This window comes from Vallicoccus soli (assembly GCF_003594885.1).
In the GTDB taxonomy this organism is placed as follows: domain Bacteria; phylum Actinomycetota; class Actinomycetes; order Motilibacterales; family Motilibacteraceae; genus Vallicoccus; species Vallicoccus soli.
On record NZ_QZEZ01000005.1, the window covers coordinates 159,459 to 181,154 of the forward strand.

19 protein-coding genes are annotated in these 21,696 nt (G+C 76.4%); 9 read left to right on the forward strand and 10 right to left on the reverse strand.

Features of this window, described 5'->3' with window-relative positions; all coding sequences use genetic code 11:
* Positions 1-42: 42 nt before the first annotated feature.
* A complete protein-coding gene (hrpA, locus tag D5H78_RS12030) occupies positions 43-4,002 on the forward strand; it encodes an ATP-dependent RNA helicase HrpA (RefSeq protein ID WP_119950735.1) in 3,960 nt (1,319 codons plus the stop codon).
* Here the strand turns inward: hrpA and D5H78_RS12035 are convergent.
* The 7 genes from D5H78_RS12035 to D5H78_RS12065 are packed head-to-tail and all read right to left on the reverse strand — an operon-like array spanning position 3,980 to position 11,584.
* Complete coding sequence (locus tag D5H78_RS12035; protein ID WP_218566536.1) at positions 3,980-5,230, reverse strand: MFS transporter; 1,251 nt, start codon at positions 5,228-5,230, stop codon at positions 3,980-3,982. The two genes, hrpA and D5H78_RS12035, sit on opposite strands and share 23 nt — an antisense overlap.
* Positions 5,227-6,261 (reverse strand): zinc-dependent alcohol dehydrogenase family protein, encoded by a 1,035-nt coding sequence (locus D5H78_RS12040; RefSeq protein WP_119950736.1) that lies wholly within the window; start codon positions 6,259-6,261, stop codon positions 5,227-5,229. The genes D5H78_RS12035 and D5H78_RS12040 overlap by 4 nt, the downstream gene beginning before the upstream one ends.
* Before the next feature lie 35 nt (positions 6,262-6,296).
* Positions 6,297-7,346: a polyphosphate kinase 2 gene (gene ppk2 / locus D5H78_RS12045; protein WP_218566537.1), complete on the reverse strand. Its 1,050-nt coding sequence runs from the start codon at positions 7,344-7,346 to the stop codon at positions 6,297-6,299.
* Between the two features lie 29 nt (positions 7,347-7,375).
* Positions 7,376-8,116 carry a hypothetical protein gene (locus tag D5H78_RS12050; protein ID WP_119950737.1) on the reverse strand — a complete coding sequence of 247 codons (741 nt, stop codon included), beginning with the start codon at positions 8,114-8,116 and terminating at the stop codon, positions 7,376-7,378.
* Between the two features lies 1 nt (position 8,117).
* A complete protein-coding gene (locus tag D5H78_RS12055) occupies positions 8,118-9,641 on the reverse strand; it encodes a sulfatase family protein (protein ID WP_119950738.1) in 1,524 nt (507 codons plus the stop codon).
* 46 nt (positions 9,642-9,687) lie between these two features.
* Positions 9,688-11,115: a GH1 family beta-glucosidase gene (locus tag D5H78_RS12060; protein WP_119950739.1), complete on the reverse strand. Its 1,428-nt coding sequence runs from the start codon at positions 11,113-11,115 to the stop codon at positions 9,688-9,690.
* 10 nt (positions 11,116-11,125) lie between these two features.
* Complete coding sequence (locus D5H78_RS12065) at positions 11,126-11,584, reverse strand: MarR family winged helix-turn-helix transcriptional regulator (protein WP_119950740.1); 459 nt, start codon at positions 11,582-11,584, stop codon at positions 11,126-11,128.
* 80 nt (positions 11,585-11,664) lie between these two features.
* Here D5H78_RS12065 and D5H78_RS12070 point away from each other — a divergent pair, with 80 nt between their 5' ends.
* The gene (locus D5H78_RS12070) at positions 11,665-13,758 is read left to right on the forward strand and encodes an MMPL family transporter (RefSeq protein ID WP_119950741.1); all 2,094 of its coding nucleotides are present in this window, start codon (positions 11,665-11,667) and stop codon (positions 13,756-13,758) included.
* Positions 13,759-13,934: 176 nt separating this feature from the next.
* Here D5H78_RS12070 and D5H78_RS12075 read toward each other — a convergent pair whose 3' ends face one another.
* On the reverse strand, positions 13,935-14,663 hold the full coding sequence (locus tag D5H78_RS12075; RefSeq protein WP_119950742.1) for a PIG-L deacetylase family protein: 729 nt from the start codon (positions 14,661-14,663) through the stop codon (positions 13,935-13,937).
* A gap of 35 nt (positions 14,664-14,698) precedes the next feature.
* Between D5H78_RS12075 and D5H78_RS12080 the strand changes: the two genes are divergently transcribed.
* A complete protein-coding gene (locus D5H78_RS12080) occupies positions 14,699-14,983 on the forward strand; it encodes an antibiotic biosynthesis monooxygenase family protein (RefSeq protein WP_119950743.1) in 285 nt (94 codons plus the stop codon).
* Between the two features lie 12 nt (positions 14,984-14,995).
* Here the strand turns inward: D5H78_RS12080 and D5H78_RS12085 are convergent, their stop codons facing one another.
* Together D5H78_RS12085 and D5H78_RS19360 are read right to left on the reverse strand one after the other, a co-directional pair.
* Complete coding sequence (locus tag D5H78_RS12085; RefSeq protein ID WP_119950744.1) at positions 14,996-15,430, reverse strand: CBS domain-containing protein; 435 nt, start codon at positions 15,428-15,430, stop codon at positions 14,996-14,998.
* Positions 15,431-15,503: 73 nt separating this feature from the next.
* Positions 15,504-15,671 (reverse strand): hypothetical protein, encoded by a 168-nt coding sequence (locus D5H78_RS19360; protein WP_165865717.1) that lies wholly within the window; start codon positions 15,669-15,671, stop codon positions 15,504-15,506.
* Between the two features lie 106 nt (positions 15,672-15,777).
* On the opposite strand from D5H78_RS19360, the gene D5H78_RS12090 reads away from it, so the two are divergent.
* From D5H78_RS12090 to ahcY, 6 genes are all read left to right on the forward strand, one after another.
* On the forward strand, positions 15,778-15,987 hold the full coding sequence (locus D5H78_RS12090; protein ID WP_119950745.1) for a DUF2277 domain-containing protein: 210 nt from the start codon (positions 15,778-15,780) through the stop codon (positions 15,985-15,987).
* Positions 15,984-16,970 (forward strand): GNAT family N-acetyltransferase, encoded by a 987-nt coding sequence (locus D5H78_RS12095; protein WP_119950746.1) that lies wholly within the window; start codon positions 15,984-15,986, stop codon positions 16,968-16,970. The genes D5H78_RS12090 and D5H78_RS12095 overlap by 4 nt, the downstream gene beginning before the upstream one ends.
* Positions 16,971-16,989: 19 nt before the next feature.
* Positions 16,990-17,583, forward strand: coding sequence for a DUF1349 domain-containing protein (locus D5H78_RS12100; protein WP_119950747.1), 594 nt, complete (start codon positions 16,990-16,992; stop codon positions 17,581-17,583).
* A 98-nt stretch (positions 17,584-17,681) separates the two neighbouring features.
* Positions 17,682-19,319: an alpha/beta hydrolase gene (locus D5H78_RS12105; RefSeq protein ID WP_218566539.1), complete on the forward strand. Its 1,638-nt coding sequence runs from the start codon at positions 17,682-17,684 to the stop codon at positions 19,317-19,319.
* Between the two features lie 62 nt (positions 19,320-19,381).
* Positions 19,382-20,065: a CYTH domain-containing protein gene (locus D5H78_RS12110; protein ID WP_119950748.1), complete on the forward strand. Its 684-nt coding sequence runs from the start codon at positions 19,382-19,384 to the stop codon at positions 20,063-20,065.
* Between the two features lie 155 nt (positions 20,066-20,220).
* Complete coding sequence (ahcY, locus tag D5H78_RS12115; protein WP_119950749.1) at positions 20,221-21,678, forward strand: adenosylhomocysteinase; 1,458 nt, start codon at positions 20,221-20,223, stop codon at positions 21,676-21,678.
* The last annotated feature ends 18 nt before the right edge of the window (positions 21,679-21,696 follow it).

The following is a 21,696-nucleotide window of genomic DNA, read 5'->3' on the forward strand; positions in this document are numbered from 1 at the left end:
GGTGCGCAGGCGGCGGGCGGCCCTGCGTACGCTGGTCCGGCGATGACGGCACCCACCACCTCCCGGCCGGACCGGGCCGAGCGCGAGCGCGTCCAGGCGCTCACCGAGCGCCTCGCCGGGCTCCAGGTCCGCGACGAGCACCGGCTCGGCCGGCGCCTGGAGGGGCTGCGCCGCCAGCGCGACCCGGGGGCGCGGGCGCGCACGCTCGACGCGGTCGAGGCCGAGGTGGCGGCGGCCGAGCAGCGGGTGGAGCGCCGTCGGGCGGCGGTGCCGCGGATCGCGTACCCGGAGCAACTGCCGGTGAGCCAGCGCCGCGAGGACATCCTCGCGGCGATCAGGGACCACCAGGTCGTCATCGTCGCGGGCGAGACCGGGTCGGGGAAGACGACGCAGCTGCCGAAGCTGTGCCTCGAGCTCGGCCGGGGCGTGCGGGGGCTCGTGGGGCACACCCAGCCGCGGCGCATCGCCGCGCGCACCGTCGCCGAGCGCATCGCCGAGGAGCTCGGGACGCCGCTCGGGTCGACCGTCGGCTACCAGGTCCGCTTCACCGACCGGGCGGGCGACGACACCCTCGTCAAGCTCATGACCGACGGCATCCTGCTGGCCGAGATCCAGCGCGACCGGCTGCTGTCCCGCTACGACACGATCATCGTCGACGAGGCCCACGAGCGGAGCCTCAACATCGACTTCATCCTCGGCTACCTCAAGCAGCTCCTGCCGCGCCGGCCGGACCTCAAGGTCGTCATCACCTCGGCGACCATCGACCCGCAGCGCTTCAGCGAGCACTTCGACGGCGCACCCGTGGTCGAGGTGAGCGGGCGGACGTACCCGGTGGAGGTCCGCTACCGCCCGCTCGTCGAGGACCTGGCGACCGGGGGCGACGAGGAGGAGGACGGGGACGGCGACGCCGAGCCCGTCGTGCGGGACCAGACCCAGGCCATCTGCGACGCGGTGCAGGAGCTGCAGCGCGAGGGGGACGGCGACGTGCTCGTCTTCCTCTCCGGGGAGCGCGAGATCCGCGACACCGCCGACGCCCTGCGGCGCCTGGACCTGCGGCACACCGAGGTCGTGCCGCTCTACGCCCGGCTGTCCGCCGGCGAGCAGCACCGCGTCTTCCAGCCGCACACCGGGCGCCGCGTCGTCCTCGCCACCAACGTGGCCGAGACCTCCCTGACCGTCCCCGGCATCCGGTACGTCGTCGACCCCGGCACCGCGCGCATCTCGCGCTACAGCTCGCGCCTGAAGGTGCAGCGCCTGCCGATCGAGCCGGTCTCGCAGGCGTCGGCGAACCAGCGCACGGGCCGCTGCGGTCGTGTCGCCGAGGGCATCTGCATCCGGCTCTACAGCGAGGAGGACTTCCTCGGCCGGCCGGAGTTCACCGATCCGGAGATCCTGCGCACCAGCCTGGCAAGCGTCATCCTGCAGATGACGGCGCTGGGCCTCGGCGACATCGTCCGCTTCCCGTTCGTCGAGCCGCCGGACCGCCGGCAGGTCAAGGACGGCCTCGACCTGCTGCACGAGCTCGGCGCGATCGACCCGGGGGAGCAGGACCCGCGCAAGCGGCTCACCGAGACGGGGCGCCAGCTCGCGCAGCTGCCGCTCGACCCGCGCCTGGCGCGGATGGTGCTCGAGGGCCAGCGCAACGGCTGCGCCCGCGAGGTCATGGTCGTCGCGGCCGCGCTGTCCATCCAGGACCCGCGCGAGCGCCCGGTCGAGGCGCAGCAGGCCGCCGACGAGAAGCACCGGCGGTTCCAGGAGCCGGACAGCGACTTCCTCGCGTGGCTCAAGCTCTGGGACTACCTGCAGGAGCAGCAGGAAGCGCTCTCGAGCGGGCAGTTCCGGCGGCTGTGCAAGCGCGAGTTCCTCCACTACCTGCGCGTGCGCGAGTGGCAGGACGTCTTCGGCCAGCTCCGCCAGATGGCCAGGGCCGTCGGCGTCACCGCTGACGGGCCGCCCGCGGACCCGCAGCGGCTGCACGCGTCGCTGCTCGCCGGCCTGCTGAGCCACATCGGCCTCAAGGACCCGGAGAAGCAGGACTACGTGGGCGCCCGCGGCGCCCGGTTCGCCCTCTGGCCGGGCAGCGGCGTCGCGAGGAAGCGCCCGCGCTGGGTGATGGCCGCCGAGCTCGTCGAGACGTCCCGGCTGTGGGGCCGCACCGTCGCCCGGATCGAGCCCGAGTGGGTCGAGCCCCTCGCCCAGCACCTGGTGAAGCGCTCGTACAGCGAGCCGCACTGGGAGAAGGACCGGGCGAGCGTCGTCGCGTACGAGAAGGTCACCCTCTACGGCGTCCCGCTCGTCGCCGCCCGCAAGGTCGGGTACGGCCGCGTCGACCCGGCCCTGTCCCGCGAGCTCTTCATCCGCCACGCCCTCGTCGAGGGCGACTGGCGCACGCACCACGCGTTCTTCGAGGCCAACCGGCGCCTGCTCGAGGACGTCGAGGACCTCGAGCACCGCGCCCGCCGCCGCGACCTCGTCGTCGACGACGAGGCGCTCTTCGCGTTCTACGACGCGCGCGTGCCCGAGAGCGTCGTGTCCGGGCGGCACTTCGACAGCTGGTGGAAGAAGGCGCGGCGCACGCAGCCCGAGCTGCTGACCTTCACCCGCGAGCTGCTGCTCGAGGAGCGGGCGCAGGAGGTGACCGAGGAGGCGTACCCCCTGACGTGGCGCCAGGGGGACCTCGAGCTGCCGCTGACCTACCAGTTCGAGCCGGGCAGCGCCGCCGACGGCGTCACCGTGCACGTCCCGGTGCAGGTGCTCAACCGCCTGTCCGCGGAGGGCTTCGACTGGCAGGTGCCGGGGCTGCGCCACGAGCTCGTCACCGCGCTCATCCGGAGCCTGCCCAAGCCGGTGCGGGTGCGCTTCGTCCCCGCGCCCGACCACGCCCGGGCGGCGCTGGAGCGCATCCGCCCCGAGGACGGGCCGCTGCTCGACGTGCTCACCGAGGAGCTGCACCGGGCGTCGGGGGCGCCGGTGCCGTGGGACGCGTGGGACCTCGACAAGGTCCCGGCGCACCTGCGGATGACGTTCCGGGTGGAGGGCCGGCGCGGGGAGGTCCTCGGCGAGGGGAAGGACCTCGACGAGCTGGTGCGCGCGCTGCAGCCGACCGTGCGCCGGGCCGTCTCCCGCGTGGTGTCCGGCGTGGAGCGGGCCGGGCTCACGGCCTGGCCCGACGGGGACCTGCCGCGGCGCGTGCAGCAGCAGCGCGAGGGGCACCTCGTCGAGGGCTTCCCGGCGCTGGCCGACGAGGGGGCCACCGTCGCCGTACGGGTCATGGCGACCCCCTCCGAGCAGGAGGCCGCCCACGCGGCCGGCACCCGGCGGCTGCTGCTGCTCACCACCCCGTCGCCGGTCAAGGGCGTGGTGCAGGGTCTGTCGAACCGCGCGAAGCTCGCCCTGAGCGACAACCCGCACGGCGGCGTCCTGCCGCTGCTCGAGGACTGCCTGGCCGCCGCGGTCGACGGCGTCGTGGCCGACCAGGGCGGACCGGCGTGGGACGCGGGCGGGTTCGCCCGGCTCCGCGACGCGGTGCGGGCGGAGTCCCACGACCGGCTCGAGCAGGTGCTCGCCCAGGTGGAGCAGGTGCTGGCGACCGCGTCCTCGGTGCGCCGGCGCATCACGGGCACGACGGTGATGAGCCTGCTGCCGGCGCTCACCGACGCCCGCGCCCAGCTCGACGGGCTCGTGCACCCCGGCTTCGTCGCCGAGGCGGGGACCCGGCGGCTGCCCGACCTCGTCCGCTACCTGCGCGCGCTCGACCAGCGGCTCCAGCGGCTGCCCGACGATCCCCACCGAGACCGCGCCGCCATGGTGCAGGTGCAGCGGGCGCAGGAGGCGTACGAGGAGACCCTCGCCGCGCTGGCGCCGGCGCGGCGGGCCACGCAGGAGGTCCGGGCGGTGCGGTGGATGCTCGAGGAGCTGCGCGTCAGCCTCTTCGCCCAGACCCTCGGCACCGCGCACCCGGTGTCGGAGAAGCGCATCCTCAAGGCGCTCGCGGCGCTGTAGCGGGGGCGGCGGGGGCGCTGCGCGGTGCGAAGGCGCCGGACAGCGCGAGGATCGTCAGCGTCGCTACGGGCACCACGAGCAGCGCGGCGCGCAGGCTGGTCGCGTCGGCGAGCGAGCCCACGAGCGGCGGAGCCAGGAGGAACCCGGCGCGGGCGACCCACGACACCACCGCGAGCCCGTGCCCCGGCGGCAGGCCCGGCATGACGTCCGCGGCGTGGTAGGCGGCGGGGAACAGGGTCGCCACGCCGAGCCCCGCGCAGGCGAACCCCACGATGGCCGGGACCGGCTCGGCGACGCCGAGGGTGAGGCCCATCCCCGCGGTGGCGAGCAGCGTGCCGGCCCGGGCGACGGCGCGCTCGCCGTACCGCGTGACGACCCGGTCGGCGAGCAGGCGGCCGGTGGTCATGGCGGTCTGCAGCGCCACGAAGCCGAGGCCGGCGACGGCGGGGGCGGCGCCCAGGCCGGTGAGGTAGAGCGTCCCCCAGGTGGCGCCGGCGTCCTCGACGAGCCCGGCGAGGGCGGCGAGCAGCCCCAGGACGACGAGCGCGGGCAGGGCGGCCCGGCGCGCCCCGGCGGCCCGACCGGCGGCCGGCGGCGCCTGCACGCCCGGCCCGGGCGAGGCGCCCGCCCCGACGGCCTGCGCCGCGTCGACGCCCGGCACCGGCTCGTCCCGCCCGGGCAGCAGGTGCGGCAGCGTGGCGAGGACCGCGAGGGCGAGCACCGCGCCCGCACCGAGCAGGTGCGCCTCGACGGGCACGCCGAGGCCGGCCATCACCGAGCCGGTCACCCCGCCCGCCACGGCGCCGATGCTCCAGAGCGCGTGCAGGCCGTTGATGATCGAGCGCCCGTAGCGGCGCTGCACCCGCAGCCCGTGCGCGTTCATCGCGACGTCCATGACCGCGTCGAGCCCGCCCATGAGCAGGAAGGCGCCCGCGAGCAGGCCCCAGGCCGGGGCGAGGCCGACGAGCGGCACGACGAGCGCCAGCAGCACGCCGGAGGCGGTGGCCGCGAGACGGCTGCCGTACCGCTCGACGAGGACGCCCGCCGCGAGCCCGGCCACGAGCGCGCCGACCGGCCCGGCGGCGATGGCGGTGCCCAGGGCGGTGTTCGACAGGTCGAGGTCCGCCTTGATCGCCGGCATGCGCGGGACGAGGTTCGCCATGCCGGCGCCGTTGACGAAGAAGAGGGCGGCGACGGCGACGCGGGCCCGGCGCGGGTCCGCCGTCACGGCCGCACCACCGTCACGCCGACGGGGGCGCCGGACGACATCGCCGCCAGCTCCGCGGGGGCGTCGTCGAGCCCGACCCGGCGGGTGACGAGCAGGTCCGGCCGCAGCCGGCCCGCGGCCACCAGGCCGAGCAGCGCCGGGTAGGCGTGCGCCGGCATCCCGTGGCTGCCCACGACCTCGAGCTCGAGCGCCACGACGCGGTCCATCGGCAGGCCCGCCCAGTCGGCGCCGGGCGCCAGCAGGCCGACCTGCACGTGCCGGCCCCGCCGGCGCAACGAGCGCAGGGAGGCGGCGACCGTCCGCGGCGAGCCCAGCGCGTCGAGGGAGAGGTGCGCCCCGCCGCCGGTGAGGGCCAGCACCTGCTCCGCCGGGTCGCCGGCCGACGCGTCGACGGCGACCTCCGCGCCGAGCGAGCGGGCGAGGTCCAGCGCCGCCGGGGCGACGTCCACCGCGGCGACGCGGGCGCCGGACGCCACGGCCACCTGGACCGCCGAGAGCCCGACGCCGCCGCAGCCGTGGACCGCGACCCACTGCCCGGGCGCCACCCGCCCCTGGGCGACGACGGCGCGGAAGGCGGTGGCGTAGCGGCAGCCGAGCGCGGCGGCGGTGCCGGCGTCGAGGCCCTCGGGCAGGCGCACGAGGTTGGTGTCGGCGTGGTCGAGCGCGACGAGCCCGGCGAAGGAGCCCCAGTGCGTGAAGCCGGGCTGGGTCTGCCGCTCGCACACCTGCTGGTCGCCCGCCCGGCAGGACGGGCACGTCCCGCAGGCGCCGACGAACGGCACGGTCACCCGGTCGCCCGGGCGCCAGTCCCGCACCCGCGCGCCGACGGCGGCGACGGTGCCCGCCAGCTCGTGCCCGGGCACGTGCGGCAGGCGCACCCCGTCGTCGTGGCCCTGCCAGGCGTGCCAGTCGCTGCGGCAGACCCCGGTGGCCTCGACCGCCACGACGACGCCGTCCGGCGCGGGCGCCGGGTCGGGCACCTCCCGCACGGCGAGCGGCCCGCGGAACTCCTCGTAGACGACGGCGCGCACCCGCCGAGGCTAGTGGGCCGCGCGGGGGCCGCCCCTCACAGGCGCGGCAGCAGCCGGTCGGGGTGCTCGTCGGTCTCGAACACCTGCGCCGCCGGGCCGACGACGAGCGGGTCCGGCGCGCCGACGACCTCGTCGTCCCGGCCCTCGTACGGGAAGCGGGACAGGACGTGCCGCAGCGTCTCGAGCCGGGCCCGCTTCTTGTCGTTGCTCTTGACGACCGTCCACGGGGCGTCGGCGGTGTCCGTGTAGAAGAACATCGCCTCCTTGGCCTCCGTGTAGTCGTCCCACTTGTCGAGGCTGGCGAGGTCCATCGGGCTCAGCTTCCACTGGCGCACCGGGTCGACCTGGCGGATGAGGAAGCGGGTGCGCTGCTCCGAGCGCGACACCGAGAACCACAGCTTGACCAGCCGGATGCCCGAGCGGACGAGCATCCGCTCGAGCTCCGGCGCCTGGCGCATGAACTCGAGGTACTCCTGCGCCGTGCAGAACCCCATGACCCGCTCGACGCCCGCGCGGTTGTACCAGGAGCGGTCGAAGAGCACGATCTCCCCGGCCGCCGGCAGGTGCGCGACGTAGCGCTGGAAGTACCACTGGGTGGACTCGCGCTCGCTCGGCTTCTCCAGCGCCACGACCCGCGCGCCCCGGGGGTTGAGGTGCTCGGTGAACCGCTTGATCGTGCCGCCCTTGCCCGCGGCGTCGCGCCCCTCGAAGAGGATGACGAGCTTCTCGCCCCGGTCCTTGATCCAGCTCTGCAGCTTGAGCAGCTCGATCTGCAGCAGCCGCTTCTGCCGGTCGTACTCGCGGCGGGTCATCCGCTCGTCGTACGGGTAGCCCTCGCGCCAGGTGTCGACGACCCGGCCGTCGGGGCGCAGCAGCACCGGCTCTCCCTCGGGGTCCACGTCCACGCGCAGCCGCTGCAGCTCCTCGTCGAGCTCGGGCAGGTCGACCTTCTTGCGGACCGACGGCGGGACGACGTCGACGGCGCGCGGCGCCTCGGCCGCGGCGGCGGTCTGCTCGGGCCCGTCGAGGGCCGTCTCCTCGGCGGCCCGGTCGGCCGCCTGCTCCTCGGTGCGCACGTCGCTCATGACCGGGGCCGTACCCAGCCCGGCCGGGCTCAGGCCGCCGAGCCCTCGTCCCGGGCCGCGGCGAGCAGCTCCGCGTGCAGCGCGGCGCAGGAGGGCGGGACCGGCGCGGCGGGGGAGCGGTGCAGCGCGCCGTCGACGAAGGAGCGGTCCACCGCGGCGCCCAGCGCCTCCTCGAGGGCGGGCAGCGCGGACCCGTCGAGGACGGCGGCGTGGTGCAGGACGAGCCAGTCGCCCCGCCCGAGGTGGTGCTCCAGCACGTACCGGTTCACCGCCTCCCAGACCCGCAGCGCGCCGGGCAGGCCGAGCCCGAGGGTGCCGTTCGCGGCGTGGTCGACCATGCTGCGCGCGGCCTCGCCGGGGTGCCGCACGACGAGCACGCGCAGCGCGTCGCCGAGGACCGGCTCCCAGGCCCGCAGGGTGTACGAGAACCGCGGGTCCTTGAGGCACCAGGGCCCCGGCGGCACGAGGGCGCGGGCCCGGTCGACGTCGAGGTGGCCCACCTCGGCGTCCGCCGGCAGGGCGGCGAGCCACCGCTCGCCCTCGCGCAGCGGGCGGGCGTACGTCCCCCCGCCGGTCCCCAGCCGTTCGGTGAGGGGCGCGAGGAGCCGCTCGTTGAGCGCGTTCACCGCCGGGTCCTCGAAGAAGCCGCGCGGGTTGGCCGGGTCGGGGGCGAGCAGCCGGGGGCCCGTGGCGCGCCCCGCGGAGGCCACGAGCCCGGTGACCAGGCTCGTGCCGCTGCGGCCGCAGCCGAGGACGACGACGTCGCGCACCTCAGACCCCGGCCAGCCGCGGGGTGAGCCGCCAGCGCTCCAGCGGCGGCACCTCCTCGTGGAGCACGTCCAGCAGCGCGTCGCGGCGGGACCGCGAGCCCGTGCCGTGCCAGCGGTTCACCAGCTCCCCCTCGCCGTGCGCGTACAGCTCGCCCACCTCGTCCTCCCGCCCCGCGTACGCCCCGCCGAGGTAGGCGGTCAGCTTGTCCTCCGGTGTGACGACCGTCGCGCTGGCGAGCAGCAGGGGGTCGTCGAGGTACTCCAGCACCACGTGGTCGCGCACCGTCCGCTCCCCGCGCCACTGCGGGAGCAGGTCGAGCCCGCCGTCCATGGCGGGCGGCACGGGCACGCCCGCGGCGGACAGGATCGTCGGTGCCAGGTCGGCGATGCCCGCCAGGCCCGGGTCGACACGTCCCGCCGGCAGACCGGCCGGCCAGCGCGCGAGGAGCGGGACGCCGCTCGCCTCCTCGTACGAGAACGGGCCCTTCATCCAGAGCCCGTGGGCGCCGCCGAGCTCGCCGTGGTCCGAGGTGAAGAGCACCAGGGTGTCCTCGGCCAGCCCGAGGTCGTCCAGGCCGGCGAGCAGGCGCCCGAGCTGCGCGTCGATCTGCTCGACCGCCCAGTGGTAGCGCCCGAGCGCCGCGCGCGCCCACGCCTCGTCGACCTCCCGGAAGTCCTGGCCGTGGTTCTGGCCCGGCATGGGCAGCGAGCCGACGAAGCCGGCCTCGCGCAGGCGCCCCTCGCGCGCGGCGCGGTAGTGCTCCGGCTTGTCGTCCAGCTCGCCCTCGAGGTGCCGGGGCACGACGACGTCCGGGCGGTCGACGTCGGCCCCGCGCGGGGCGACGAAGGGGTGGTGGGGGCCCTGGTGGTTGACGGCGAGGAAGAACGGCCGGTCGTCGTCCGCGAGCTCCTCCAGCGCGGCCAGCGCCCGCTCGGTCGCCCAGGTGCTGTCGTAGAGCTCCGCCGGCAGGTCCCAGTCGTAGGCGGCCACCTGCCCGTGGCCCGCCACCGGGTGCAGGCGGGTGCGCTCGTGCAGGTCGGCGTCGGTGAGGCCCTGCTCGTAGAGCCAGAGCCGGTAGTGCCCGTTGACGCCCCAGGACGCGTGCCCGAAGCTCAGCTCGGCCCGCTCGTAGCCCGCGTACGGCAGCGCCCCGAGCCGGGCGCGCTCGGTCGCGCCGCGCTGGCGCTCCGGGCTGCGCTCGGACTCCCAGGAGGCGAGGTGGGCCTTGCCGATGAGCCGGGTCGCGTAGCCCGCGCCGCGCAGCAGGTGCGGCAGCTGCGGGTTGCCCGGCGGCAGGTCGACGCCGACCGACCAGGCGCCGTGCGCGTGCGGGAGGCGCCCGGTGTGCAGGCTCGCCCGCGAGGGGGTGCAGGTCGGCTGCCCGTGGGCGCGCTCGACGAGCACGCCCTGCGCCGCGAGCGCGTCGGCGTGCGGCGTGGAGAGGCCGGCCCGGCCGCGGCAGGACAGGGCGTCGCGCTGGTGCTGGTCGTCGACGACGAGCAGGACGTTGGGCCGTCCGGCCACGGCTGCACCCCCATCCCTAGCAATCCACTAGGGAGAGTATGCAGGATCAGCCGGCGGGCGGGAGCCCGTTGACCTGCGCCGCCGACGCCCAGAGCGCGGCGCTGTCCTTGGGGGTCCGCTCGAGCGTGTCGTAGTCGACCCGGACGATGCCGAACCTCTTGGAGTAGCCCAGGGCCCACTCGAAGTTGTCGAGCAGGGACCAGGCGAAGTACCCGCGCAGGTCGACCCCGGCGTCGACCGCGTCGAGCGCGGCGGCCAGGTGGGCCCGCAGGTACGACACCCGCTCCGCGTCGTGCACCTTCCCCTCGACGACCTCGTCGTCGTACGCCGCGCCGTTCTCGGTGATGTAGAGCGGCGGGACGGCGTACTCGCGCTGCAGGCGGGTGAGGATCGTCGTCAGCCCGGCGGGGTCGACCTCCCAGCCCATCGCCGTGCGGGGCCGGCCGAGGTCGAGCATCCGGACCCCGTGGCTCCCGACGTACGGCCCCCGCCCCTGCGGTCCGGGCACGTGGGCCGGCCCGCCCTCCGGGGCGCCCACGACGAGCGGGTTGTAGTAGTTGAGGCCGAGGAAGTCCAGCGGCCGGGCGATCGTCTGCAGGTCGCCGTCGCGGACGTGCGCGAGGTCGGCGACGGGGGCGAGGTCGGCGACGACGTCCTCGGGGTAGGCCGCGCGGAACAGCGGGTCGAGGAAGACCCGGTTGTGCATGCCGTCGACCCGGCGGACCGCGTCGGCGTCCGCCCCGCTCGGCGTCGCCGGCTCCACGGGCTGCAGGTTGAGCACGATGCCGAAGCGGTCGTCGGGGTGCGCCGCGGAGCGCATCCGCTCGACGGCGAGGCCGTGGCCGAGCAGCAGGTGGTGCACGGCTCGCACGGCGGCGGCGTCGTCCTGCCGCCCGGGGGCGTGCACGCCCGCGCTGTAGCCGAGCAGCGAGGCGCACCACGGCTCGTTGTGCGTGGTCCACCGGTGCACCCGGTCGCCGAGCGCCCCGTGCACGATCTCCGCGTAGTCCGCGAAGCGCTCCGCCGTGCCCCGCTCCGGCCAGCCGCCCGCGTCCTCGAGCGCCTGCGGCAGGTCCCAGTGGTAGAGCGTCAGCCACGGCTCGAGGCCCCGCTCGAGCATCCCGTCCACGAGCCGGTCGTAGAACGCGAGGCCCTGCGGGTTGGCCGGCCCGCGCCCGTCGGGCTGGACCCGCGGCCACGCCACGGAGAAGCGGTACGCGCCCAGCCCCAGGTCGCGCAGCAGGTCGAGGTCCTCGGCCCAGCGGTGGTAGTGGTCGCACGCCACGTCGCCGGTGTCGCCGCCGAGCACGCGCCCGGGCTCGTGGCTGAAGGTGTCCCAGACCGAGCGCCCGCGCCCGCCCTCGTCGACCCCGCCCTCGATCTGGTACGACGCCGTCGCCGCGCCCCAGAGGAAGCCGGGCGGGAACGTGCGGGCGGCGCTGCTGGCGTCGGTGGGGGTGGGGCCGGTGCTCATGGCCCGGACGCTACCCGCCCACCTGGCGGCGCCTGGCCTCGGCGGTCAGGTCGCGCACGTCGCGCAGGAACGCGAGCACGGCCTCCTGCCCCCCCGGGTCGAGCGCGGCGAAGCGCTCGCGGACGCCCGCCCCGAGCGGGCCGAACATCGCGCGCCCCGCGTCGCGCGCCTTGTCCTGCATCTCCAGCACGACCCGCCGGCGGTCCTCCGGGTGCCGGCGCCGGCGCAGGTGCCCGGAGCGCTCGAGCCGGTCGACGAGCGCGGTGGTCGCCGGCGCGGACAGCCCGAGCCGCCGGGCGAGCTGCCCGGGGGAGAGCGGTTCCCCGGCGCGCTCGGCGTCCATGACGTGCACCAGGGCGTCGAGGTCGGTGCGGTGCAGCCCGTGCGCCGCGGCCATCGCGTCGCCCATGCGGTCGGTCTCGACGCTGATGGCGCGCAGCAGCTCCGCGACCTCGTACGCCCCGCCCACCGCACCTCCGCTCGCCGTACCGCCCCGCACACCCTACTCTTTCCATCGTCGAACGTTCTCGTCGTGGAAGGACCAGGCTCATGGGCATCGCGGAGCGGGCGCGGCACCTCGTCACGGGACGGCGCTCGGCGTGGGTCGTGCTGCTCGTGGCGGTGGTGCTCTCGGGGCTCGCCCTCGGGCTGCGCGGGGAGGCGCCGTCGAGCGGCGACCCGACGTCGGGGCTGCCGGCGTCCGCGGAGTCGGCGCGGGCCGCCGCCCTGCAGCGGGAGCTGCCGAGCGGCCAGCTCGACCCCGCCGTCGTCGTCTACGCCCGCGGCGGCGACCCGCTCACCGCGCAGGACCGCGCCGCGGCGGCGCAGGACGCGGGGGAGCTGCGCGCGCTGGCCGTCGGGGGCGCGCTGCCGCCCCCGCTGCCGTCGGAGGACGGCACCGCCCTCGTCCTCACCGTGCCGCTGCAGGCCGACCGCGACTCCGAGCGCGTGGCCCGGGTGGTCGAGGAGGTCCGCGAGGTCGTGCGCGCCGGGCTGCCGGACGGGCTGAGCGCGCAGGTGACCGGCGGGGCGGCCTTCACCACCGACCTCGCCGGCGTCTTCGACGGCGCGGACGTCACGCTGCTCGGCGCCACCGTGGTCGTCGTGGCGCTGCTGCTGCTCGTGACCTACCGCAGCCCGTTCCTCTGGCTCGTCCCGCTGCTCGTCGTCGCGGTGGGGGACCAGGTCGCGGCGTCGCTGCTGACGATCGTCGCCCGGGCGTCGGGCACGCCGCTCGACCCGTCGACCGAGGGCATCAGCTCGATCCTGGTGTTCGGCGCCGGCACGAACTACGCCCTGCTGCTCATCGCCCGCTACCGCGAGGAGCTGCGCCGCACCGAGGACCGGCGGCAGGCGATGCGCGACGCCCTGACCGGCGCCGGCCCGGCCGTCCTGGCCAGCGCCGGCACCGTCGTGCTGTCGCTGCTCTGCCTGCTCGCGGCGTCGCTGACCTTCAACCGCGACATCGGGCTGGCCGGCGCGCTGGGCATCACGGTCGCGCTCGTGTACGCCCTCGTCGTGCTGCCCGCCGCCCTCGTCGTGCTGCCCCGCGGCGTCTTCTGGCCGTTCGTGCCGCGGGTCGGGCAGGGGGACAGGGCGCTGCACGGGCCCTGGGCGCGGGTCGGCGCCGCGGTGGCCCGGCGGCCGGTCGCCGTGGTGCTGCTCAGCGCGCTCGCGGTCGCGGTGCTCGCCGCGGGCACGCTCGGCGTGCGGGTCGGGCTGTCCCAGACGGAGCAGTTCCGCGAGCGGGTCGAGGCCGTCGAGGGGCAGGAGACGCTCGCCCGCTCGTTCTCCGCGGGGGCGTCGCAGCCGCTGTCCGTCGTGGCGCCCGTCGCGGACGCGGACGCCGTCGCGGCGGCCGCGCTCGAGGTGCCGGGGGTGTCCGACGCGCGCGTCACCGAGCGCGCCGAGGACCTCGCCGCCGTGCAGGTGGTCGTCGACGCCGCCGCGGGCACGGACGCGAGCGACGCCGCCATCGAGGGGCTGCGCGAGCGCCTCGACGACGTCGGCGGCGGGACCGCCCTCGTCGGCGGCCCGGTGGCCACCGAGCACGACACCCGCGAGGCCGCCGCCCGCGACCGGCTCGTCGTCATCCCGCTGGTGCTCGTCGTCGTGCTCGCCGTGCTGGCGGTGCTCCTGCGGGCGCTCGTCGCACCGGTGGTGCTCGTGGCGACGGTCGTCGCGACGTACTTCGCCGCGCTGGGCGCGAGCGCCCTGATCGTCACGCGGTGGTTCGGCGACCCGGCGCTCGACGCCAACGTGCCGCTCGTGGGGTTCCTCTTCCTCGTGGCGCTGGGCGTCGACTACAACATCTTCCTCACGACGCGGGCCCGCGAGGAGGCCCCGCGGGTCGGTACGCGCCGCGGCGTCCTCGTCGCGCTCGCCGTCACCGGCGGGGTCATCACGAGCGCCGGCGTCCTGCTCGCCGCCGTCTTCGCGGTGCTCGGGGTGCTGCCGCTCATCCTCCTCGGCCAGCTCGGCGTGCTCGTCGGCCTCGGCGTCCTGCTGGACACCCTCCTGGTCCGCTCCCTCGTCGTGCCCGCCCTCGTGCTGCTCCTCGGCCCGCGCTTCTGGTGGCCGTCGCGCCTCGCCCGCGAGGCGGAGCCGGAGCGGCGCGAGCCGGTGCGCGCCGGCGCCGGCTGAGGGTCCTGCCCGTGGCGCGCCCCTCCTCGGGCGGGCAGCGCCGACGACGCTCCCGGCGCCGCGCCGTCCGCGCACGACCACGGCACGGTCCGGGGCGGCGGCGCGCAGCGCGAGCTGCCCACCCTCCTCGGGGACGCGACGGGCCCGCTCGTCCCGGCCAGCACGGGCGGCGGGGCTCAGAAGCGGTAGACCTCCACCGCGAGCGCCGGGCGACCGCCGAACCGGGTGCCGGCCTGCTCGAGGAACACGCGCAGGAACTCCGGGTCCGCCATCGGGTGGTCCCCGAGCCCCTCGAGGTAGGCGCGGTGCTCGCGCAGCGAGGCGATGCCCGCGTCGACGGTGGCGGAGACGTCGATCGCGTGGGTGGCGAGGGGGGACCCGGCGACGAGCGCGGCGCGGACCTGGTGCGGCGGGCCGAGCTCGGGGAAGACCCACCGGTTCCCGGCGTCGCCCGCGGCGTCGAGCCCGGCCTGGCCCACGGCGCGGTGGTCGGGGGAGTTCAGCGTCCCCGGCGCCCACGTCTCGCGGTGGTTGAACAGCAGCAGCGTGTCCGGGCGGTGCCGGCGCACCGCGGCGGTGATGTCGCGGCGCAGCGGCACCCCGTACTCGACGACGCCGTCGGGGTGGTCGAGGAACTCCACGACCTCGACGCCGACGACGCGGGCGCTCGCGCGCTGCTCCTCCTCGCGGACGCGGGCGCACTCGGCGGGCTCCAGCCCGTCGATGCCGGCCTCGCCGCGGGTGGCGAGCAGGTACGCGACCTCGTGCCCGGCGGCCGTCCAGGCCGCGACGGCCGCGGCGGCGCCGTACTCCACGTCGTCGGGGTGCGCGACCACCGCGAGCACGCGGCCGATCTCGAGGTCGAGGGGTGCGAGGTCCGGCTGCTCGTCCACGAGGGGCAGCATGCCCGAGCCGCGCCGGGTGTGCGAGGCTGCGCCGCATGGTGCTCGAGGTCGCTCTCATCGACGTGGTGCCCGGCTCGGAGGACGCCATGGCGGCGGCGTACGGCGAGGCGAGGACGGTCATCACCGCGGCCGAGGGCTGCCGGTCGGCGCGGATGACCCGCGGCGTGGAGACCCCCGACCGCTTCGTGCTGCTCGTCGAGTGGGACTCCGTCGAGGCGCACGAGGCGTTCCGCGCGAGCGAGGCGTTCGGGCGCTGGCGGGCGCTCATCGGCCCGCACTTCGCCGGCCCGCCGCGCGTCGAGCACTTCACCGACGTCTGAGGCGCCCCCGGGTCAGCGCGCCTGCGCCACGTAGTCCTGCAGCGCCGTCCGCTCCCGCTCCAGCTCGTCGATCCGGTGCTTGACGACGTCGCCGATGCTGACGATCCCCGCCAGCGCGCCGTCGGCCAGCACGGGGACGTGGCGGACCCGCTGCGTCGTCATGAGGACCATGAGCTCCTCCACGGTCGTGGAGGGGGCGGCGGTGCGCACGTCCGGCGTGGCGATCGCGGCGACCGGCAGGTCGAGGGCCCCGGCACCGTGGGCGGCCAGGGCGGCGACGACGTCGCGCTCGCTGACGATCCCGGTGACCCGGGCGCCGTCCAGCGACACGACCACCGCCCCGATGCGCCGCCCGGTGAGCAGGTCGACGAGGTCGCGGACGGGGGTCTCCGGGGCCACGGTGACGACGTCCGTCCCCTTGGCGGCGAGCAGTCGGCTCACGAGCACGGCGACCTCCCGGGGTCCGCCGGGCCGGGCGCTCCCGGCCCGTGCGCCCCCGACGCTAGACCCGTCGGGCCGCTCAGTCGAGGTACGCCTGCGCCAGCCACCGGCCCTGCTCGTCCTGCCTGCCCGTGGGCAGGTAGGACCAGCCGCACTCGCGGTGCACGACCCGGTCGCGCGGCACGTTGAGCTCGTGGAACTCCACGGTGCGGCCCTCCGCGGGGCCGCCGACCAGGACGTACAGCACGGTGCGCTCCTCACGTGGTCGCCGCTCCGGCACCGTACCGACCGCGCCGGACCGCGCGCCGGAAACCCGGCTGACCGGGGGCCCCGCCGCGCGTACCGTCGGCCGCATGTGCCGCAGCATCAAGACGCTCCGCCCGCCGTACGTCGAGCAGGTCCAGGAGGACGACGTGCGCGCCGCGGCGCTGCAGTACGTCCGCAAGGTCAGCGGCTTCCGCGCCCCGTCGCCGGCCAACGCCGAGGCGTTCCAGGACGCGGTCGACGCGGTGACCGCCGCGACCGAGGAGCTGCTGGGCCGGCTGCGGGTCGGGGCCCGGTGACCTGGCGGGTCGACCGCTGGCAGCGCGGCGACGAGCCCTCGCTGCGGGCGTGGTTCGACGCGCGGGACAGCGCGTTCCGGCACGACCACCGCGGCCTGCCCGACGACCCCTGGGAGGAGGTGCGCCTCGTCGCGTCGACCGACCGGCCCGCGACGGCGACCGAGCGGCTCGTGCTGCGCACGGAGTCCGGCGACGTCGTGGGCGGCGCCCAGGTCGACCTGCCGCTGGAGGACAACGAGGACGTCGCGGAGGTCGACGTGTTCGTGGCGCCACCGCACCGCCGCAGGGGCGGCGGCACGGCCCTGCTCGGCGCCGTGCGCGAGGTGGCGCGCGGGCACGGGCGCACGAGGCTGGTGGCGGAGGTCGGCGGGCCGCTGGGGGAGGAGCCCCCCGGCGCCGCGTTCGCCCGCGCGCACGGGGGCAGCGCCGCGCTCGCGGAGGTCCGGCGGGTGCTCGACCTGCAGGGAGCGCAGCTCGACCCGCCACCCGTGCCCGGGGGCTACGAGGCGCTGGGCTGGACCGGGACGCCCGACGACGCGCTGCTGGAGGACCTCGCGCGGCTGCGGGTCGCGATGTCGGTGGACGTGCCCATGGGCGACCTCGACTGGAAGCCCGAGCGCTGGGACGCCGGGCGCACCAGGGCCTCGTACGAGTGGCCGCACGAGTGCGGGCGCACCGTCGTCAGCACCGCGGTCCGCCACACGGCGAGCGGGCGCCTCGTCGGCTGGACCGACCTCGCCGCCTCGCGGTTCACGCCGGAGCACGCCTACCAGTGGGACCTCCTGGTCGACCGCGACCACCGCGGTCACGGCCTGGGCCTGGTGCTCAAGGTCCTGAACCTGCGGCGCTTCCGCGAGGCGTGCCCGGGCAGCCGCTGCGTCCACACCTGGAACGCGGCGGTCAACCGCCACATGATCGCCATCAACGAGGCGGTGGGCTTCCGACCGCTCGAGGAGTGGGAGGAGTGGCTGCTGCCGCTGTGAGCCGTGCGAGGCTCGCCCCGTGACGACGCGCGTCCCCTGGTCGCAGGGCACCTGGCTCAACCCGCCGCCCGAGGCGCGGGAGGACGGCGGGGACCTCGTGGTGCTCGCCGCCGGCGGCAGCGACCTGTGGCGCACCACCTCGTACGGGTTCGTCCGCGACAGCGGCCACGCCCTGCTCGCCCCGCTCGCCGCCGGCGAGGCCGTCGAGGTCTCCTTCGTCGCCGCGCACGACCGGCTCTACGACCAGGCCGGGGTCCTCGTGCGGGTCGACGAGCGGACCTGGACCAAGGCCGGCGTGGAGGTGAGCGACGGCGCACCGCAGCTCGGCGCCGTCGTCACCCGCGGCGCCTCCGACTGGTCGATGGCGCCCGTGCCGGAGTGGGCGGGGACGACGGTCACGGTGCGCGCGAGCCGCGCCGGCGACGCCCTGACCCTGCGCGCCCGCAGCGGCGGCGGGCCGTGGCGGATGCTGCGCCTCGCCCCGCTGGACCCGGGCGCGGCGGCGCTGGCGGGGCCGTACCTCTGCGCCCCGCAGGGGGAGGGGCTGCGGGTGCGCTTCACCCGCTGGGCCACCGGGCCCGCCGACACGGGGCTGCACGACCCGGTCGCCTGACCGCGCGCCGCGCTGCGTCCCTTGACAGCCGCCGCCGCCGGGCGGAGGGTCGCCCCGCCGGGGGCGGGCGTCGCCCCCGCCGTCGACCAGGAGGTCCTGTGACCAGGTCCCTCACCCGCTGCGCCGTGGGGCTCCTCGCCGCCGCCGCGCTCGCGGTGCCCACCACCGCGGCCACCGCCGCGCCCGCCCCCGTCGCGCCGGCGCCGACCGCGCCCGCCGCCAGCGGGGGGACCGTCGACTGGGGCCCGTGCGAGGACGGCACCCTGCAGGCGTACGGCGCCGAGTGCGGCTTCGTCAGCGTCCCGCTCGACCACGACCGCCCGCGCGGCGAGCAGATCCGCCTGGCGGTCTCGCGCGTCGAGCACACCGTCCCGGACGACGAGTACCAGGGCGTCATGCTCGTCAACCCCGGCGGGCCCGGCGGCTCCGGGCTCGTGTTCTCCGTGCTCCAGACGTTCGTCCCGGACGGGGCCGGTGCCGCGTACGACTGGATCGGGTTCGACCCGCGCGGGGTCGGCGCGAGCGAGCCGTCGCTGTCCTGCGACCCGGGCTACTTCGGGTACGACCGGCCGCCGTACGACCCGGTCACCCCGGCCGTCGAGCGGGCCTGGCTGCGCCGGGCCGCGGGCTACGCGGCGGACTGCGCGCGCGCCGGCGGCGACCTGCTCGAGCACCTCACGACCCGCGACAACGTCCGCGACATGGAGCACATCCGCCGCGCCCTGGGCGAGCGGCGGATCAACTTCTACGGCTTCTCCTACGGCACCTACCTCGGGCAGGTCTACGCGACGCTCTACCCGCAGCGGGTGCGCCGCATGGTGCTGGACAGCAACGTCGACCCGCGCAACGTCTGGTACCGCGCGAACCTCAACCAGGACGTCGCGTTCGACCGCAACATCCAGCTGTTCTTCGCCTGGGTCGCGCGGTACGACGAGGTCTACCACCTCGGGAGGAGCCGCAAGGCGGTCAGCGCCCGCTGGTACGCCGAGAAGGCCGAGCTGCGCGACGCCCCCGCGGCCGGGCTCGTCGGGCCCAGCGAGTGGACCGACATCGTCCTCGGCGCCGGGTACGACGAGGGGGCCTGGCCGGGCACCGCCGAGCTGTTCGCCGCGTGGGCGCACGACGGCGACGCCCAGGCGCTCGTCGAGGCGTACGGCGAGCCCGAGGACATCGAGGGCGGCTACCCCGTCTACCTCGGCACGCAGTGCACCGACGTGCAGTGGCCGACGTCGTGGGAGCAGTGGCGGCGCGACAACACCCGCATCGCCGAGCGCGCGCCGTTCGAGACCTGGGCGAACGCCTGGTACAACGCGCCCTGCCTGTTCTGGCCCGCCACGGCGGACCGGCCGGTGCGCGTGGACGGGCGCCGCGCACCGGCCGTCCTGCTCGTGAGCGAGACGCTCGACGCGGCGACGCCGTACGCGGGCAACCTCGAGGTCCGCGAGCGGTTCCCGCGCTCGCGGCTCATCGCCACCGAGGGCGGCGCGACGCACGCGAACTCCCTCGCCGGCAACGCCTGCGTCGACGACCGGATCGCGGCGTACCTCGCCACCGGCGAGCTGCCGCGGCGCGTGCGGGGGCGCACCGCCGACGTGGTCTGCGAGCGCCTGCCCGAGCCGGTGCCCGCAGCGCCGGCCGCCGCCGCGCGCACGCTGGGCGCGACCCCGGCCCCGGCGCCCGCCCCGGCCCAGGACGGCCTGCGCGACGCGCTCCGCGCGGAGACGTACGGCCGCTGAGGCCGCGTCAGGCCGTGTGAGGCCGGGGGACCGGCCGCGCCCCCGTGCGGTTCGATGGGGTCGTGGCCGGTCCTGCGCCCGAGGGGCAGCGCGCCCGCCCGGGCCGCTACGCCCGGGCGGAGCGCGAGCGGCGGTGGGTGCTCGCCGCGCCGCCGTACGCCCTGCACGGGCCCGGCGTCCGGCGGATCGACCTGCGCGACCACTACGTCGAGGGCACCCGGCTGCGGCTGCGGCAGAGCACCGACCTCGGGACCGGGACGACCACCCTCAAGCTCGGGCAGAAGGTGCCGCTCGAGGGGGAGGGGCCCTCGTCGGTGGCGCACACGACGACGTACCTCTCGCCCCAGGAGTACGCCCTGCTGCGCCGCTCGCTGCCCGGGCGCGAGCTGCACAAGACGCGGCACCTGCTGGCCGTCGAGGGGGCCCGGGTGGCCGTCGACGTCTTCCACGGCGTCCTGCACGGGCTGGTGACGGCCGAGGTCGAGCTGGCCCCGGAGGCGTACGGGGCGTTCGTCCTGCCGCTGGAGGCCGCGCTCGTCGTGCGCGAGGTCACCGACGACCCGCGCTGGACCGGCGGGGCGCTCGCGGCCCTGGACCCGGCCGGCGCCGCCGCGCTCGTCGCGGACGGGCTGCGCCGCCCCCGGCGCCGGACGCCGCCGCGGGCGCCCCGGCAGACCGGCCGGCAGACCGGCGGGCGGGCCGGCGGGCGGGCCGGCGGGCGGGCCGGCGAGGGCCCCGACGGGTAGCATCGGTGGGAGCGCTCGGCGTCACCGATGGGAGGCCCGGAGGGGCCGCGCCGGGCCGGTCGCCCCCGCACGCCCGCACCCGGGCCGTCGCGGCGCGCGGCCCGCACGGGCCCGGGCCACCCCCGGGCACCCCATCGACCCGGAGGGACACCCACGTGACCACCCCCGCGACCACCGCCACCGGCGACTTCAAGGTCCGCGACCTCTCCCTCGCCCCGTGGGGGCGCAAGGAGATCCAGCTCGCCGAGCACGAGATGCCCGGCCTCATGAAGCTGCGCGAGGAGTACGGCCCGAGCCAGCCGCTCGCCGGCGCCCGCATCGCCGGCTCGCTGCACATGACCGTGCAGACGGCCGTGCTCATCGAGACGCTCGTCGCGCTCGGCGCGCAGGTCCGCTGGGCGTCCTGCAACATCTTCTCGACGCAGGACGAGGCGGCCGCGGCGATCGCCGTCGGCCCGACCGGCACCCCCGAGGCGCCCGCCGGCGTGCCCGTCTTCGCCTGGAAGGGCGAGACGCTCGAGGAGTACTGGTGGTGCGCCGAGCAGATCCTCGTCTGGCCGGGCGGCGAGGGCCCGAACATGATCCTCGACGACGGCGGCGACGCCACCCTCCTCGTCCACAAGGGCACCGAGTTCGAGGCCGCCGGCGCGGTCCCGACCGCCACCGAGGAGGACCCGGAGGAGTACCGCGTCATCCTCGACCTGCTGCGCCGCAGCCTCGGCGAGGACCCGCAGCGCTGGACCCGGATCGGGCAGGGCATCAAGGGCGTCACCGAGGAGACGACGACGGGCGTCCACCGCCTCTACGAGTTCGCGCGCGCCGGCACGCTGCTCTTCCCGGCGATCAACGTCAACGACTCGGTCACCAAGTCGAAGTTCGACAACAAGTACGGCACCCGCCACTCGCTCATCGACGGCATCAACCGCGGCACCGACACGCTCATCGGCGGCAAGGTCGCGGTGATCTTCGGGTACGGCGACGTCGGCAAGGGCTGCGCGGAGTCGCTGCGCGGGCAGGGCGCCCGGGTGATCATCACCGAGATCGACCCCATCTGCGCGCTGCAGGCCGCGATGGACGGCTACCAGGTCACGACGCTCGACGAGGTCGTGTCCACCGCCGACCTGTTCATCACGGCGACCGGCAACAAGGACATCATCACCGCCGAGGACATGGCGAAGATGAAGCACCAGGCGATCGTCGGCAACATCGGCCACTTCGACAACGAGATCGACATGGCCGGCCTCGAGCGCACCCCGGGCGTCGTGCGCAACCGGGTCAAGCCGCAGGTCGACGAGTGGGTCTTCCCCGACGGCCACTCGATCATCGTGCTGTCCGAGGGCCGCCTGCTCAACCTCGGCAACGCCACGGGGCACCCGTCCTTCGTCATGTCGAACTCCTTCGCGAACCAGACGATCGCCCAGATCGAGCTGTTCACGAAGAACGACGAGTACGAGAAGAAGGTCTACGTCCTGCCCAAGCACCTCGACGAGAAGGTGGCGCGCATGCACCTCGACGCGCTCGGGGTGAAGCTGACGCAGCTGAGCAAGGAGCAGGCCGAGTACATCGGCGTCGACGTGGCGGGCCCGTACAAGCCGGACCACTACCGCTACTGACCACTGCTGACCACCGCC